Consider the following 15,067-nt stretch of genomic DNA (forward strand, 5'->3'; position numbering starts at 1 on the left):
GCGGCGAGGCGCCAAATTAGAACAGGAAATAACGCTGGGCCAGCGGCAGATCGGCCGCCGGTTCGCAAACCAGGAGTTCGCCGTCGGCGCGCACGTCGTAGGTCTGCGGATCGACCTCGATATGCGGCAGCGCATCGTTGTTGCGCATGTCGGCTTTGGAAAGCCGCCGCGTACCGGCGACCGCGACCAGGCGCTTGGCGAGACCGAGCCGATCGCCAATGCCGGCCGCCAGGGCGGCGGCCGAGGTGAACGTTACCGAGGTCGAGGTGACAGAACGGCCGTAGGCGCCGAACATCGGGCGGTAGTGCACCGGCTGCGGCGTGGGAATGGAGGCATTCGGGTCGCCCATCGGCGCCATGGCGATCACCCCGCCCTTGATGATGGTGGCCGGCTTGGCGCCGAAGAAGGCCGGTTTCCACAGCACCAGATCGGCCAGCTTGCCGACCTCGACCGAGCCCACCTCGTGGGCAATGCCATGGGTGATCGCCGGGTTGATGGTGTACTTGGCGATGTAGCGCTTGGCGCGTTCGTTGTCCGCGCGCGCGGAGTCGCCGGGCGCCGGCCCGCGCTGGACGCGCATCTTGTGCGCGGTCTGCCAGGTGCGGGTGATGACCTCGCCCACGCGGCCCATTGCCTGCGAATCCGAGGCAATCATCGAGAACGCGCCGAGATCGTGCAGGATGTCCTCGGCGGCGATCGTCTCGCGGCGAATCCGCGAATCGGCGAATGCCACGTCCTCCGCGATCGACGGGCTCAGGTGATGACACACCATCAGCATATCCAGATGCTCGTCGACCGTATTCACCGTATACGGCCGCGTCGGATTGGTGCTCGATGGCAGCACATTCGGCTTGCCCGCGGCGGTAATGATATCGGGCGCATGACCGCCACCGGCCCCTTCGGTGTGGTAGGTATGAATGACCCGATCCTTGAATGCCGCGAACGTGTCTTCGACGAAGCCCGACTCGTTCAGCGTATCGGTATGGATGGCCACCTGGACGTCCGTTGCATCGGCCACCGTCAGACAATTGTCGATGGCCGCCGGCGTGGTGCCCCAATCCTCGTGCAGTTTCAGGCCGCAGGCGCCGGCCACGACCTGGTCGTGCAACGGCCCGGGCAGACTGGCATTGCCCTTGCCCAGAAACCCCAGGTTCATCGGAAAGGCTTCGGCCGCCTCGAGCATACGATGCATGTGCCAGGGCCCCGGCGTGGCCGTCGTGGCCTTGGTGCCCGTGGCCGGGCCGGTGCCGCCGCCAATCATGGTCGTGATACCCGAGGCCAGCGCCTCCTCGATCTGCTGCGGGCAGACGAAATGGATATGCGCATCGATTCCGCCGGCGGTGAGGATCTGCCCCTCGCCGGCGATGATCTCCGTGCCCGGCCCGATCACGATGTCGACGCCGTCCATGACGTCCGGGTTGCCGGCCTTGCCAATGCCCGAGATACGGCCGCGGGACAGGCCGACATCGGCCTTGACGATGCCCCACCAATCGAGAATCACGGCATTGGTGATCACCGTATCGGCGGCCACATCGTTGCCGTGCTGGCTCTGGCCCATGCCGTCGCGCACCACCTTGCCGCCGCCGAACTTGACCTCATCGCCGTAATGCCCGGCATCGGATTCGATCTCGATGGTCAGGGCCGTATCGCCGAGCCGCAGGCGATCACCCGCGGCGGGCCCGAACATCTCGGCATAAGCCGTCCGGTCCATAGCGCTCATGCCGAATCCCCATCGAGCGGACCCATCACCTGACCCTGAAAACCGTGGATCACACGCCGGCCCACGTAGGCGACCAGCGCCACGCTGCGCGTCGCGCCCGGCTCGAAGCGGATCGCCGTGCCTGCCGGCACATCGAGTCGAAAACCGCGGGCGGCGGCCCGATCGAACGCCAGCGCCGGATTGGTTTCGGCGAAATGATAATGCGAGCCGACCTGCACCGGACGATCGCCGGTATTGGCGACCTCGATCGTGCGCCGCTCACGCCCCGCGTTGATTTCGATCTCGCCCTCAGCGGGCAGAATTTCGCCTGGAATCATGGCTACCTCAGACAATCGGATCGTGGACGGTGACAAGCTTGGTGCCATCAATGAACGTCGCCTCGACCTGGACCTCGGTCAGCATTTCCGGCACGCCATCCATGACGTCCTCGCGCGTGAGCAGTGTCCGGCCGTAGTCCATCATCTCGGCCACCGAACGGCCTTCGCGGGCGCCTTCCATCAACGCCGAGGCAATGAATGCCATCGCCTCGGGATAATTGAGCTTCAAGCCACGCTCCCGACGCCGCTCGGCGAGCAGCCCGGCCGAGAAGATCAGCAGTTTGTCTTTTTCGCGCGGCGTGAGATCCATGACGCATTCTCTAATTCAGTGGCGACCGGGCCGGTCTGAAAATCGATACGCGGCGTGCCGGTTCGCCAATACCTGCGACGGCGACCGGCAATGCCGGCCATCAAGACACGCCACGAGGCCGCGGCCCAGGAACAACGCGTTGGCGATAGCCCGGAGCGCGGCCCCTAAGTCGCCCAGATACGGGGCGCAACAGCCGGTTTATCCAATATCGACGGCCGCAGAGATTCCCACAACCGGCGTAACGGCGTATGTAACAACCGTGCTTCGCGCCCGGTCACGCGCACGAGCAACAGACCGTCCACCACCGACACGCCACTACCGATCCGGTATTCGGCAAGCCGCCGACGCAACTCGTTCGTCGTCGTCGCATCGAACCCTTCCGGTTGATAAGCAACGAGCGTGCCGACCGCCCGCGCGCCGTTGAGCCCCCAGGGCGCGTTCTGGAACGGCGACTGGCTGGCGCCCGGCACGACTGTGCGTTCGTGCCAACGCAAGCGATTGCCGACCCGTACGCACCATCGGCCGTCGTAGTGTCCGCTATCGAATGCTTCGTGCGCAGCCGGCCGGCCGAGTGTCCAGATATCCCAGGCGATAGCGCGCGCATCCGAGGCGAGATCGAGATCCAGCGAGGTCAGCGCCTGGGTCCCGTCGAACACGATGGTTTCCTGGGGCAGCCACTCCAGCCGCGCCCCGGCACCGACCGACAGGCAAACACCCTGTCGGCTGGCACGCGCGGGAGCCCGGTACAGCTTGGCCGCCGACGGCGTGGTGATCAGCGCCTGCGCGCGCGATTCGAGCTGGATGTCGAAATCGATTTCATCGCCCTGAACCACGCCGCCCGGCGGGTGCAGCAGCATGACATGCGCGGTGCCGTCACGCTCGGGGTACAGTAACCGCTGCACATAAACCGGCCCGCGATGACGCCGGCGCGTGGCCACGCTGCGTTCGCCGCGACGGGCAATGGCAAGATCGAGTCGCGCCTTCCAGCCGTCTGCAGAGCGCGAACGGTCCGCGGCGATATCAGGGCACAAGACGATCGATGACTCCGGGCACGGTTCGAAGATCATCTTCTACACAAAATAAAACCGGCCGCCAAGCCCCGATCGACGGATCGACCCCGGGCCCGCGACCGGCCCGACCCGTGCCAAGGCCCGACACGGGGCCGTTATCATAGCCGTCCGACGGATTCGGCTATTGCGATCCAGGGCCTGTACCACCATGCGCGCCATTACCCGACATGGTGTTGCCCGAGCTTTGCATGTTGTTGCGCATCGGCGACGCCGTATTGCTCATCGACTGGCCCGTCGATTGCATGCTCTGCTGTGCGCCGTTCATGGCGTCTCCAGCTTTCTGTGTCGTCTTGGGCAGCTTCCGCTTGCTGCCGTTCTTCATGACGATATAGGTCTGGCCACCGGAAACCGCCGGCCCGGCCGTGCCGCCGTGGGCCGCCTGCATACCCGCCTCGAATTGCTTGAGGGTGATGCCACCAGCGCTCACATCGCTTTTCTTGGCCCGCGGGTCGCTCTTGATCGACGCGTTGGTATCCATTGAGTCATAAAGTTTGGCCACGGTCGGATTGGCCTGTGCCTCGCTCCGGCTGAGCACACCGTTATTGTTGGTATCGAGCTTGTGAAACTCGGCCGCCAACGAGGCACGGCTCGACGTACTGCCGGCCTGAGCGGCACCCGCACTCGCGCCTGTATTGCCGGAAGCACCCATGCCGGAGGCGGCAAGAGCCGAGCCCGTGACAATGGCCAGACCGAAGGCAATCGCGGTTTTTTTCAACATCGTGGTGTCCTACTGCGTTGTAAGAAACACCCCGACGCTACGTCCGGCCCATTAATTCGGCCTGAATTTTGCGCGCCCGCGCCCTTGCGGGCGCATCAGGTCAGCCGGTTTCCTGCTCGCGCTCGCGGTCGCGTGCGCCCGGTGCGAACATGCGCGCCGTGAACAGCCCGACCTCATACAACAGGTAGATGGGGACGGCGAGCAAGGTCTGCGATATGACGTCCGGCGGCGTGAGCAGCATGCCGGCGGCGAACGCGGCAACCAGCACGTAAGGCCGATAGCCGCCGAGCTGCTTGGGTGTGACGAAACCGGCCCAGACGATCAGGAAGATGGCGACAGGCAGCTCGAAGGCGATGCCAAACGCCATGAACATTTTCAGCACGAAGTCGAGATAGTTGGAAATGTCGGTCATCACGGTCACGCCGGCCGGCGCCACCGATACGAAAAAACCGAACACGATGGGAAAGATGACGTAATACGCGAACGCCATACCCAGATAGAACAACAACGTGCTGGAAACCAGCAACGGCGTGACGAGCCGGCGTTCGGCCATGTACAGGCCCGGCGCCACGAACATCCACACCTGGTACAGCGTCCACGGCAGCGAGACCGCGAACGCAACCATCAGCGAGAGTTTCATCGGCACCAGGAACGGCGCCGTGACCCCGGTGGCGATCAGGCTGCTGTGGTTCGGCATGTGCACCAACAGCGGGCCCGACAGGTAGGTGAACAACGGACGGGAAAAATAGAAACAGGGCAGAAACACCACGACGATGCCGAGCGCAATGCGGATCACCCGCGTGCGCAACTCAAAAAGATGCGCCATCAGGGGCTGTTCGTTGTCGTCGATCTCGTCGTCGCTCACGGGCGATTCTCGTTGTGTGTTTGCGTTGTGGTGGCCGAGGCATCGGCCTTGTCGGCCTCGTCATCGGACGCCGCCGCGGTGGATTCGTCCGAGGCCACGGACGCCGCGTCATCCGCGGCCAGCCGGGTCGGGGTGTTCTCCTCGGCGGACGCATGCCGGTGGGGCTCCGCTTTGCCCTCGACCGACTCCATGAACGGGCTGACGGCGCGCTCGGTGCTCGAACGAAATTCCTGCGTCTCGGCCTCAATCTGCTCGCGCGCACGTCGAACATCCCGGCGGATGTCTTCGGTGGCGACTTCGTTCTCGAGCTCGGTGGTCAACGCGTTGACGTAATGGCGCGCCCGACCCGCCCAGCGCCCGAGGGTACGGGCGACCACGGGCAGACGCTCGGGACCGAGCACGATCAACCCGATCACGCCGAGAACCGCCAGCTCCCAGAAACCGATGTCGAACATGACGTGTATCCGCCCTAGTCGCGACGGTTGGCGCTATCGTTCTCGGCGCCGGTTTCGTGGCTGTGGTTGTGGTTGTCGCCGTGGCTCGACGCATCCTCGCGACGCGCGTGATCCACGACCTTCGGATCCTTGTCGGATTCGCGCTGCTCGTCGTCGTCCTTCATGGCCGAGCGGAAGCCCTTGAGCGCATTGCCCAGATCCGGCCCGAGATTGCGCAGCCGCTTCGACCCGAAGACGAGCAGCACGATGACCAGAAGGATGAGCAGCTGCCAGATACTGATACCGGAAAGCATATAAACCTCTTCGTGTTAGGCGTTGTCCCCGCCCTGTGTGCCACGGGCGGCTTTTTCCTCGTGGCCCGATACGCCGAAGCGCCGGGCCAGTTCATTACGTACCGCCGTGGAATCCAGCCCTCGCGACTGGAGCAGAACCATGCAGTGAAACCACAGGTCGGCGACCTCATGCACGACATGCGAATCGTCATCACCCTGCGCGGCCTCGATGACTTCGGCGGCCTCCTCGTCGATCTTCGCGCTGATCGCGGCCACACCGCCAGCATACAGCGAGGCGGTGTAACTATGCGCGGGATCTGATATGCGACGTTTGGCCAACGCGGCGTCAAGCGCCCTGAATACGTCGGGATCGGCGGGGGCGGAATTACTCATGTAGACCATACATTCGCTGGGGATCCTTGAGCACGGGATCGTGGGTGACCCAAGTCTCGCCGTCCAGGATCTGGAAGAAACAGGACTCGCGGCCGGTGTGACAAGCCACGCCGCCGATCTGCTCGACGCGCAGAAGCAGGGCATCGTTGTCGCAGTCCAGCGCAATCTCGACGATACGCTGAAGATTGCCGGAGGTCTCGCCCTTGCGCCACAGCGCCGCGCGAGAGCGCGACCAGTAAGTGGCATAACCGGATGCCACAGTCGCGGCGAGCGCGTCGCGGTTCATCCAGGCCAGCGTCAGCACGCGCCCGCTGTCAACCGACTGCGTGATTACCGGCGCCAGCCCCCGCTCATCCCAATCGACCACCGAAAGCCAGTCGTTTGCCGCGCTCGAAGCCATGCGGAACTCCATATTGTCATGCCGTTGCGCCGTATCGTAGAGCCTGTGGCCGTTTCATACGAGGCCCGCGCCAGCGCGGCCGAATCCCGGGCGTCGATGCCGGTGTCGCATGCCGCTGCCGCGGCCGTGCGTGCGCGAACGCAACCCAATCGGGCGGCCGGGCCGCACGCTCGCGCTGTTGCAACCTCCGCGGGCGCAATCTAATGTTGCCGCGCATGAAGATCATCATCCTGGGGGCGGGCGAGGTCGGCGCCACACTCGCCGAGAATCTCGCCCATGAATCGAACGACGTCACCGTCGTCGATATCAACGAATCGCTGCTGCGTCCGTTACAGGATCGGCTCGACATCCGGGCCGTGCACGGCTATGCGGCGCACCCGGCGGTTCTGCGCGATGCGGGCGCGAACGACGCCGACATGATTATCGCCGTTACCGCGGTCGACGAAATCAACATGATCGCCTGCCAGATCGCCTACACCCTGTTTCATACGCCGACCAAGATCGCGCGGATCCGGTCGTCGGAATATCTGGTGGAGGGGCGGTTGTTCCATCAGGACGCGATCCCGATCGACATGTCGATCAGCCCGGAACAGCTGGTGACCGACTACATCAAGCGCCTGATCCAGTATCCCGGCGCGCTGCAGGTAGTGGATTTCGCCGAGGGCCGGGTCCAGGTCGTAGGCGTGAAGGCCTATTACGGCGGGCCGCTGGTCGGCAACGAACTCAAGGCGCTGCGCCAGCACATACCCAACGTGGACACCCGCGTGGTGGCGATCTATCGCCGCGGCAAGCCCTTGATTCCCGAAGGCGATACCATCGTCGAGGCCGATGACGAGGTGTTCTTCGTGGCCGCCCGGCGCGACATCAAGCAGGTGATCGGCGAACTGCGCAAGATCGATCGTCCGGTCAAGCGCGTGATGCTGGCCGGAGGTGGCAATATCGGCACGCGACTGGCGCTGGCATTGGAGAACCAGTGCCAGGTCAAGGTGATCGAACACAATCCCGAACGGGCGGGCTGGTTGTCGGAGCGTGTGAATCGCTCGATCGTGCTCAAGGGCGACGCCGCCAACGAGGCGCTGCTGCGTGAAGAGAACATCGAGTCGGTCGATGTGTTCTGCTCGGTCACCGACGACGACGAAGCCAACATTCTGTCGGCGATGCTGGCCAAGCGGCTGGGCGCGCGCAAGGCCATGTCGCTGATCAACCGGCTGGCGTATGTCGACCTGATCGAATCCTCCGGCACCCAGATCGATATCGCCATTTCGCCCAAGCAATCGACCATTTCGGCGCTGCTGGCGCACGTCCGCCGCGGCGACGTGGTGCGGGCGCATACGCTGCGCCGCGGCGCGGCCGAGGCGATTGAGGCGATTGCGCACGGCGAACGCTCCAACTCGCGGGTGGTCGGCCGGCGCATTGACGAGATCAAGCTGCCGCCCGGCGCATCCATCGGTGCGGTCGCCCGCGGCGACGATGTCCTCATCGCGCATCACGACACGGTGATCGAATCCGGCGACCACGTCATGATCTTCATCATCGACAAGAAATACACCGCCGAAGTCGAGCAGCTGTTCCAGGTCGGCGTGTCCTACGTCTAGCCCCGGCTGATGCTCACTTCCATCATTCAGGGGCGGCTGAACTATTATTACGCGGTGGTCCAGCGTGTGCTGGGGCTGCTGCTGATGATCTTCTCGGTTTCCATGCTGGCGCCGATCGTGGTTGCGCTGATCTACGGCGACGGCGAGATCGAGGCCTTTGCCATCGGCTTTGCCATCACCCTGGCGACCGGGTTACTCGCCTGGTTGCCAAGCCGGCATGTCCAGCGTGAACTCAAGATTCGCGACGGTTTCCTGGTGGTCGTGCTGTTCTGGATGGTGCTGAGCCTGTTCGGCGCCATCCCGTTGTGGTTGGCCACCCGGCCCGACATGAACTTCACCGACGCCGCCTTCGAGTCGGTCTCGGGGCTGACCACGACCGGGGCGACGGTGCTCACCGGCCTGGATACCCTGCCCCACGCCATCCTGTTCTGGCGCGTGCTGCTGCACTGGATGGGCGGCATGGGCATCATCGTGCTGGCGGTCGCCGTGCTGCCCATGCTGGGCGTTGGCGGCATGCAGCTGTATCGCGCCGAGACACCGGGCCCGATCAAGGACGCCAAACTCACGCCGCGCATCCGCGAGACCGCCAAGGCGCTGTGGTACGTCTATGTATCGCTGACCCTGTTTTGCGCCCTGCTGTTCTGGGCCGCGGGCACCACCCCGTTCGATGCCATCAGCGATGCGTTTTCTTCGATCGCAACCGGCGGCTTCTCCAACCACGATTTATCGCTCGGTTACCACGACAACCCCATCATCGAACTGGCCGCCTGTGTTTCGATGCTCATTGGTGCGATCAGCTTCGGCATGCATTTCTCGATCTGGCGCAGCGCCAATCTGCTGGGCTACTGGCGCGACTCGGAAACCCGCACGTTCCTGATCATGGTCGTTGCCGCGACCGCGGTGACCGCGATCGTGCTGCTGGTCTCGGGCACCTATGTCGACGCCCCCGATGCCGTGATCAAGGCGCTGTTTCAGGTGCTGTCGATCGGCACCACCACCGGCTTCACCACCACCGACTACACCATCTGGCCCAGCTTTATTCCCATGTTTCTGCTGCTGGGCGGTTTCATTGGCGGCTGTGCCGGTTCCACCACGGGCGGCATGAAGACGGTTCGCTTCATCCTGCTGGCCAAGCAGGGCACCCGCGAGATCAGCCGCCTGGTCCATCCCAACGCCGAGATTCCCATCAAGATGGGGGGCAAGGTCATTCCCGATCGTGTCGTGCACGCCGTCTGGGGCTTCTTCTCGGTCTACGTGACCGTATTCGCGCTGATGTTTCTCATTCTGCTCGCCACCGGGCTCAACGAGCTGACGTCGTTCTCTGCGGTGGCCGCCACCATCAACAACGTGGGCCCCGGCCTGGGCTCGGTGGCCTCCAACATGGCCGGCATTCCCACGCTCGCCAAGTGGGTGCTGTGCCTGTCCATGCTACTGGGCCGCCTGGAAGTGTTCACGCTACTGGTGATCCTCACCCCGGCTTTCTGGCGTCGCTGACCCGGGCGCGCCTGACAGGCCCGCCCGGCCTTTCGGTACAATCGGCGCCATGACGATGCAGGATCGACTCCAGGCCATGATCGACGCCGGACAGGACGCGCCCCTGGCGCGGTTCACGCTGGGCGAATTGTTGTACAAGAACGGCGAGCTCGAGACCGCCTGCACGCACCTGGCCGAGGCCGTGCGTCAGGATCCCGAGTATTCGGCCGCCTGGCGGCTGTACGGCCGTGTTCTGCTGGACGCGGACCGGGTGCATGCCGCGATCGATGCGCTGGAGCGCGGCGTCGAAGTCGCCGAGCGACGCGGCGACAACCAGGCAGCCAAGGAAATGCAGGTGTTTCTCAAGCGCGCGCGACGCGCGCAGAACTAGGCGCTGGCGCATGTCTGTTTACACCCGCGTCGAGGCCGACGATCTGCGTGCGCTGCTCGCTGACTATGCCGTCGGCGAACTCGAGGACTTCAGCGGCATTTCCGCCGGCATCACCAACACCAACTACTTTGTCGACACCACCCTCGGCCGCTGGGTGTTGACGCTGTTCGAGCAGGTCGACGAATCCGAGCTGCCGTTCTTCATGCAGCTCATGGATCATCTGGCCGGCCATGGCGTGCCCTGCGCGCATCCGGTCGCCCGCAACGACGGCGGCTTCCTGAGCCGGGTGCGCGGCCGCCCGGCCGCCCTGGTCTACCGTTTGCACGGCGCCAGCGTGGAATCGCCCGGCGCCGAACATTGTCGCTCGCTGGGCGGCGTGGTCGCCGAGATGCATCGCGCGGTGGCCAGCTTTACCCCGGTGCAGGGCAACGCGCGCAGCCTCGAGTGGATCGCGGCCGCCGCCGAACGGCTCAACGGCGTCATGGCAGCCGAGGAACATGCGCTACTGGCCGACGAGATCGCCTTCCAGCAGCGCGCCGCCCGCACGCTCTACGCCGACCTGCCGGCCGCGGTCGTGCATGCCGACCTGTTCCGCGACAACGTCCTGTTCGACCAGTCCCGCGTGTCGGGGCTGATCGATTTCTACTATGCCTGCCACGACTACCTGCTGTTCGATCTCGCCATCATCTGCAACGACTGGGCCTTCGACGACGACGAACGCTACGACCCGACGCAATGGCAGGCATTCATGCGCGCGTATGGCCGCCGGCGCGCGCCGGACGAGGCCGAACACGCCGCCTGGCCAGCCATGCTGCGTGCCGCCGCCCTGCGTTTCTGGGCCTCGCGCCTGATCGACGCGCATTTTCCGATGAGCGGCGAAGTCGTGCACATCAAGGACCCGGCACCGTTCAAACGCCTGCTGCTTGCCCACCGCGCCGCAGCACCCGCGCTGATACCGCAATGATCGCGCTCATCCAGCGTGTCACCCGGGCTTCGGTGACGGTGGCCGGCGAGCGCATCGCGGCCATCGACGCCGGCGTGCTGGCGTTGGTGGCCGCCGAGCCGGACGACACCGAGGCGCGCGCGCAACGCCTGGCCGAACGGGTGCTGGCCTACCGCATCTTCGTTGACGACGAGGGGCGCATGAATCACGGCGCGATCAGCGCGAACAAGGCGGTGCTGGCCGTGCCGCAATTCACTCTGGCCGCGGATACCCGTCGCGGCAATCGGCCCGGTTTTTCCACCGCCTGTCCGCCGGAGCGCGCCGAACCACTGTTCGATCATTTCGCCTCGGCGCTGGTCGCGCGCCACGCGCCGATCGCCACGGGTCGATTCGGTGCCGACATGCAGGTCGAGCTGGTCAACGACGGCCCCGTGACCTTCTGGCTGACGGCCTGATCGGCGCGATCGATTATTGTGGCGAACGCCTCTCGCATCGGCGTTATCAACCGCGTATGATCGATCGTCCAGAGGGGCATTCCGGGTATATCGCGAGACCATGACAGCGCGTCGCGCCACGATCGAACGCTGCACCGCCGAAACCGATATCCAGCTCAGCTTGGATCTGGACGGCAGCGGCGAATTCCGGGCCGAAATCGGTGTCGGCTTCTTCGAGCACATGCTGCATCAGCTGGCCCGCCACGGGCTGGTCGATCTGGATGTGCGCGCCGCCGGCGACCTGCACATCGACGATCATCACACGGTCGAGGATGTCGGCATCTGTCTGGGTAACGCGCTCAAGCAGGCGGTCGGCGACAAGAAAGGCATCATGCGCTACGGCCATGCCTATGTGCCGCTCGACGAAGCGCTGTCGCGCGTGGTACTGGATTTTTCCGGGCGTCCGGGTCTGCATTTTCGGGTCCCGTTCACCGCCGAAAAAATCGGCAGCTTCGATACTGAACTGGTGCGTGAGTTCTTCAACGGGGTGGCCAGCGGTGCGGCCTTGACGTTGCATATGGATACACTCGCCGGCGACAACGCGCACCATATTGCGGAGACGCTGTTCAAGGCCTTCGGCCGGGCGCTGCGCGCCGCGGTGGCCCGCGATCAGCGCGCCCTCGACGCCCTGCCCTCCACCAAGGGCAGTTTGTAGAAACCCAACTCGTCGCTTTATGGCAACCGTCGGCATCATCGACTACGGCATGGGCAATCTGCACTCGATTGCCAAGGCTCTGCGCTACGTCGCTTCGGACGAACAGATCGAGGTCAGCTTCGATCCGGACGCGCTCGCCCGCATGGATCGGCTGGTCCTGCCCGGCGTGGGTGCGATCGGCCATTGCATGGACGAACTCCAGCGTCTGGAACTCGACGACATGCTGCGCAGCGTCCTCGGCAAGACCCCGCTCATGGGCGTGTGTCTGGGCATCGAGGCGCTGATGGCGCATTCCGAGGAATCCGGCGGCGTGGACTGCCTGGGCGCCTTTCCGGGCGACACGGTGAAATTCGCCGAGACCGAGGTCATGGCCGACGGCTCCCGGCGCAAGATCCCGCACATGGGCTGGAACCAGGTGCATCAGGAGCGCTCTCACCCGCTGTGGAAGGACATCGCGGCGGACTCCTGGTTCTATTTTGTGCACAGTTACTATGTCGTGCCCGACGATCCCAAGCATATCGCCGGCACGACGGATTATGGCGTGCGATTCACCTCGGTGGTGCTGCGCGAGAATGTGTTCGCGGTCCAGTTCCATCCGGAGAAGAGCCAGTCCGCCGGGCTGCAACTGCTCGCCAATTTCCTGGAGTGGAACGGCGCGGCCTGACGGCCACGCCGGCTTATCGGGCATCCGACCCGGTTCATCTGCCGTCAGCAAAGCGAGGAGAAACGGCGTGCTACTCATTCCTGCCATCGACATCAAGGACGGCCAGTGCGTACGCCTGCGTCAGGGCGACATGCACGACGTCACGGTCTTCGACGACGATCCCGTGGCCGTGGCCCAGCGCTGGATCGACGAAGGCGCCGACCGCATTCACGTGGTCGACCTGGACGGCGCCAAGGCCGGCTACCCCGTCAACGACCGGATCATCGGCGACATCGTCGATGCCGCGGGCCGAATTCCGGTCCAGGTCGGCGGCGGCATTCGCGACGAGGCTGCAATCGAGACCTATCTCGAACGCGGCGTCGAATTCGTGATCCTGGGCACCCGGGCCGTCTCCGAGCCGCATTTCGTGGCCGATGTCGGCGTCGAGTTTCCCGGCCATATCATCGTCGGCCTGGACGCCCGCGACGGCATGGTCGCCACCGACGGCTGGTCCAAGCTATCCAACCACACCGTGGCCGACCTCGCCCAGCAGTTCGAGGAGGACGGCGTGGTCGCCATCATCCACACCGACATCAGCCGCGACGGCATGATGCAGGGCCTGAATGTCGAAGCCACGCGCGCATTGGCCGCCGAACTCACCATTCCCGTCATCGCTTCCGGTGGCGTGACCGACATGGCCGATATCGATGCGCTACTCGCCGTTGCATCCGACGGCGTCGCCGGCGCGGTGATCGGCCGTGCCATCTACGAAGGCACGCTCGATCTCGCCGCCGCCCGCAAGCGCGTCAACGAGTACAGGGGAGGCTGAGCTTGTCTCTCGCCAAACGCATCATCCCGTGCCTGGACATCGACAAGGGCCGCGTCGTCAAGGGCGTGAAGTTCCTGGATATCGCCGATGCCGGGGACCCGGTCGAGATCGCCCGTCGCTACGACCAGCAGGGCGCCGACGAACTGGTGTTTCTCGACATCACCGCGTCCAACGAGGACCGCGGCACGCTCATGGACGTGGTCGAGCAGGTCGCCGGCGAGGTCTTCATCCCGCTGACCGTCGGCGGCGGCGTACGCACCCTGTCGGACGTACGTCGCCTGTTGTCGGCGGGTGCCGACAAGGTCTCGATCAACACCGCCGCCATCGGCAATCCCGAATTCGTGGCCGAGGCCGCCTACCGCTACGGCAGCCAGTGCATCGTGGTCGCGCTCGACGTGAAGAACGCGGCGAAAAAGGACGAAGAGCCGCGTTACGAGATCTTTACCCACGGCGGGCGCAAATCGACCGGCATCGAGGCCATCGGCTGGGCCCAGAAGCTGGTGTCGCTCGGCGCGGGCGAAGTGCTGCTGACCAGCATGGATCGTGACGGTACCAAGTCCGGCTTCGATATCCAGCTCACGCGGGCGGTCTCCGATGCGGTCCCGGTGCCGGTGATCGCCTCGGGCGGCGTAGGCGAACTGGAAGATCTCTACGACGGCCTGTCCGCCGGCCATGCCGATGCCGTGCTGGCAGCGTCCATCTTCCATTTCGGCACCTACACCATCCAGCAGGCCAAGAATTACCTGGCCGAGCGCGGTATCCCGGTACGCGACGCAGTCTTTCGCTGAGCATGATCCAGCCCGGGCCGAACCCGGGCTGAGTCAAGCGGCGAACCGGCGCGGCGCGCTATGCGGTCTGTTCCGCGTGCCTGCCTTCGGCGAACTCCTCGATCGCCTTGGCACAGAAGGCGTCCAGATCGTCCGGCGTGCGGCTGGTAACCAAGCCCTCATCGCAGACAACCGCCTGATCGACCCAGTTCGCGCCAGCGTTCTTCAAATCAGTCTTGATCGACGGAAATGACGTCAGCGTGCGCCCGTCGACCACGCCCGCCTCGATCAGGGTGATCGGTGCGTGGCAAATTGCGGCGACCGGCTTGTGCTGCTTGAAAAAATCGCGCACGAAATCGACCGCTTTGTCATTGACGCGCAGCCCATCCGGATTGAGTGTGCCGCCGGGCAATACCAGCCCGTTGTAGTCGGACGCCGAGACTTCATCGACGATCTCGTCCACCGTGAACGTGTCGGCCTTGTCGATATCGCCGCGCATGCCCTGCACTTCGCCGGATTGCAACGAAACGAGATGCACTTGCGCACCGGCTTCGGTGATGTCCTGACGCGACCGCGTCAGTTCGATTTGCTCGAAACCGTCGGCAACCAGAAACGCGATCTTCTTGCCTTCGAGTTGACCTGCCATGGTGTGACTCCTTTTGGCATGCGATGCTCGGTTGCCAAAACACTGGTGCCCACCCGAACCGATTCCAATCCGTAGCGTTACCCAGGTTATCCAGGCAGCACCCGGAGGCAC

Annotated in this window: 20 protein-coding genes; 9 read left to right on the forward strand and 11 right to left on the reverse strand. The window is 64.6% G+C overall.

Annotated elements, in window-relative coordinates; translation table 11 throughout:
- Nucleotides 1-16: 16 nt before the first annotated feature.
- From ureC to hisI, 10 genes are all read right to left on the reverse strand, one after another.
- Nucleotides 17-1,720 (reverse strand): urease subunit alpha, encoded by a 1,704-nt coding sequence (gene ureC / locus SALB1_RS02435; protein WP_109992416.1) that lies wholly within the window; start codon nucleotides 1,718-1,720, stop codon nucleotides 17-19.
- Nucleotides 1,717-2,037: an urease subunit beta gene (locus tag SALB1_RS02440; RefSeq protein ID WP_109992417.1), complete on the reverse strand. Its 321-nt coding sequence runs from the start codon at nucleotides 2,035-2,037 to the stop codon at nucleotides 1,717-1,719. Before SALB1_RS02440 ends, ureC begins: the two co-directional genes overlap by 4 nt.
- A gap of 7 nt (nucleotides 2,038-2,044) precedes the next feature.
- Entirely contained in the window at nucleotides 2,045-2,347 is a 303-nt protein-coding gene (gene ureA / locus SALB1_RS02445; protein WP_109992418.1) for an urease subunit gamma, read from the reverse strand.
- Between the two features lie 164 nt (nucleotides 2,348-2,511).
- Complete coding sequence (locus SALB1_RS02450) at nucleotides 2,512-3,378, reverse strand: urease accessory protein UreD (RefSeq protein WP_158590591.1); 867 nt, start codon at nucleotides 3,376-3,378, stop codon at nucleotides 2,512-2,514.
- Nucleotides 3,379-3,538: 160 nt separating this feature from the next.
- Complete coding sequence (locus SALB1_RS02455) at nucleotides 3,539-4,135, reverse strand: hypothetical protein (RefSeq protein ID WP_109992420.1); 597 nt, start codon at nucleotides 4,133-4,135, stop codon at nucleotides 3,539-3,541.
- A gap of 100 nt (nucleotides 4,136-4,235) precedes the next feature.
- The gene (gene tatC / locus SALB1_RS02460) at nucleotides 4,236-4,985 is read right to left on the reverse strand and encodes a twin-arginine translocase subunit TatC (RefSeq protein ID WP_179950724.1); all 750 of its coding nucleotides are present in this window, start codon (nucleotides 4,983-4,985) and stop codon (nucleotides 4,236-4,238) included.
- Nucleotides 4,986-4,996: 11 nt separating this feature from the next.
- Nucleotides 4,997-5,455, reverse strand: a complete 459-nt coding sequence (gene tatB / locus SALB1_RS02465) for a Sec-independent protein translocase protein TatB (RefSeq protein ID WP_109992422.1) — start codon at nucleotides 5,453-5,455, stop codon at nucleotides 4,997-4,999.
- 14 nt (nucleotides 5,456-5,469) lie between these two features.
- Nucleotides 5,470-5,748: a twin-arginine translocase TatA/TatE family subunit gene (gene tatA / locus SALB1_RS02470; protein ID WP_109992423.1), complete on the reverse strand. Its 279-nt coding sequence runs from the start codon at nucleotides 5,746-5,748 to the stop codon at nucleotides 5,470-5,472.
- Between the two features lie 15 nt (nucleotides 5,749-5,763).
- Nucleotides 5,764-6,120 (reverse strand): phosphoribosyl-ATP diphosphatase, encoded by a 357-nt coding sequence (locus SALB1_RS02475; protein ID WP_109992424.1) that lies wholly within the window; start codon nucleotides 6,118-6,120, stop codon nucleotides 5,764-5,766.
- Entirely contained in the window at nucleotides 6,113-6,520 is a 408-nt protein-coding gene (gene hisI, locus SALB1_RS02480) for a phosphoribosyl-AMP cyclohydrolase (RefSeq protein WP_109995232.1), read from the reverse strand. Before hisI ends, SALB1_RS02475 begins: the two co-directional genes overlap by 8 nt.
- 215 nt (nucleotides 6,521-6,735) lie before the next feature.
- Between hisI and trkA the strand changes: the two genes are divergently transcribed.
- From trkA to hisF, 9 genes are all read left to right on the forward strand, one after another.
- The gene (gene trkA, locus SALB1_RS02485) at nucleotides 6,736-8,115 is read left to right on the forward strand and encodes a Trk system potassium transporter TrkA (protein WP_109995233.1); all 1,380 of its coding nucleotides are present in this window, start codon (nucleotides 6,736-6,738) and stop codon (nucleotides 8,113-8,115) included.
- A 9-nt stretch (nucleotides 8,116-8,124) separates the two neighbouring features.
- Nucleotides 8,125-9,609, forward strand: coding sequence for a TrkH family potassium uptake protein (locus tag SALB1_RS02490; protein WP_109992425.1), 1,485 nt, complete (start codon nucleotides 8,125-8,127; stop codon nucleotides 9,607-9,609).
- Between the two features lie 49 nt (nucleotides 9,610-9,658).
- The gene (locus SALB1_RS02495; protein WP_109992426.1) at nucleotides 9,659-9,979 is read left to right on the forward strand and encodes a tetratricopeptide repeat protein; all 321 of its coding nucleotides are present in this window, start codon (nucleotides 9,659-9,661) and stop codon (nucleotides 9,977-9,979) included.
- A gap of 10 nt (nucleotides 9,980-9,989) precedes the next feature.
- A complete protein-coding gene (locus SALB1_RS02500; protein ID WP_109992427.1) occupies nucleotides 9,990-10,943 on the forward strand; it encodes a homoserine kinase in 954 nt (317 codons plus the stop codon).
- Complete coding sequence (gene dtd / locus SALB1_RS02505) at nucleotides 10,940-11,377, forward strand: D-aminoacyl-tRNA deacylase (RefSeq protein WP_109992428.1); 438 nt, start codon at nucleotides 10,940-10,942, stop codon at nucleotides 11,375-11,377. The genes SALB1_RS02500 and dtd overlap by 4 nt, the downstream gene beginning before the upstream one ends.
- Before the next feature lie 100 nt (nucleotides 11,378-11,477).
- Complete coding sequence (gene hisB / locus SALB1_RS02510) at nucleotides 11,478-12,071, forward strand: imidazoleglycerol-phosphate dehydratase HisB (protein ID WP_109992429.1); 594 nt, start codon at nucleotides 11,478-11,480, stop codon at nucleotides 12,069-12,071.
- 19 nt (nucleotides 12,072-12,090) lie between these two features.
- On the forward strand, nucleotides 12,091-12,735 hold the full coding sequence (hisH, locus tag SALB1_RS02515; RefSeq protein ID WP_109992430.1) for an imidazole glycerol phosphate synthase subunit HisH: 645 nt from the start codon (nucleotides 12,091-12,093) through the stop codon (nucleotides 12,733-12,735).
- A 67-nt stretch (nucleotides 12,736-12,802) separates the two neighbouring features.
- Nucleotides 12,803-13,543: a 1-(5-phosphoribosyl)-5-[(5-phosphoribosylamino)methylideneamino]imidazole-4-carboxamide isomerase gene (hisA, locus tag SALB1_RS02520; RefSeq protein WP_109992431.1), complete on the forward strand. Its 741-nt coding sequence runs from the start codon at nucleotides 12,803-12,805 to the stop codon at nucleotides 13,541-13,543.
- A 2-nt stretch (nucleotides 13,544-13,545) separates the two neighbouring features.
- The gene (gene hisF, locus SALB1_RS02525; RefSeq protein WP_109992432.1) at nucleotides 13,546-14,331 is read left to right on the forward strand and encodes an imidazole glycerol phosphate synthase subunit HisF; all 786 of its coding nucleotides are present in this window, start codon (nucleotides 13,546-13,548) and stop codon (nucleotides 14,329-14,331) included.
- Between the two features lie 58 nt (nucleotides 14,332-14,389).
- Here hisF and SALB1_RS02530 read toward each other — a convergent pair whose 3' ends face one another.
- Nucleotides 14,390-14,956, reverse strand: a complete 567-nt coding sequence (locus tag SALB1_RS02530; protein WP_109992433.1) for a type 1 glutamine amidotransferase domain-containing protein — start codon at nucleotides 14,954-14,956, stop codon at nucleotides 14,390-14,392.
- Nucleotides 14,957-15,067 lie beyond the last annotated feature (111 nt).

This window comes from Salinisphaera sp. LB1, from assembly GCF_003177035.1.
Taxonomy (GTDB): Bacteria; Pseudomonadota; Gammaproteobacteria; order Nevskiales; family Salinisphaeraceae; genus Salinisphaera.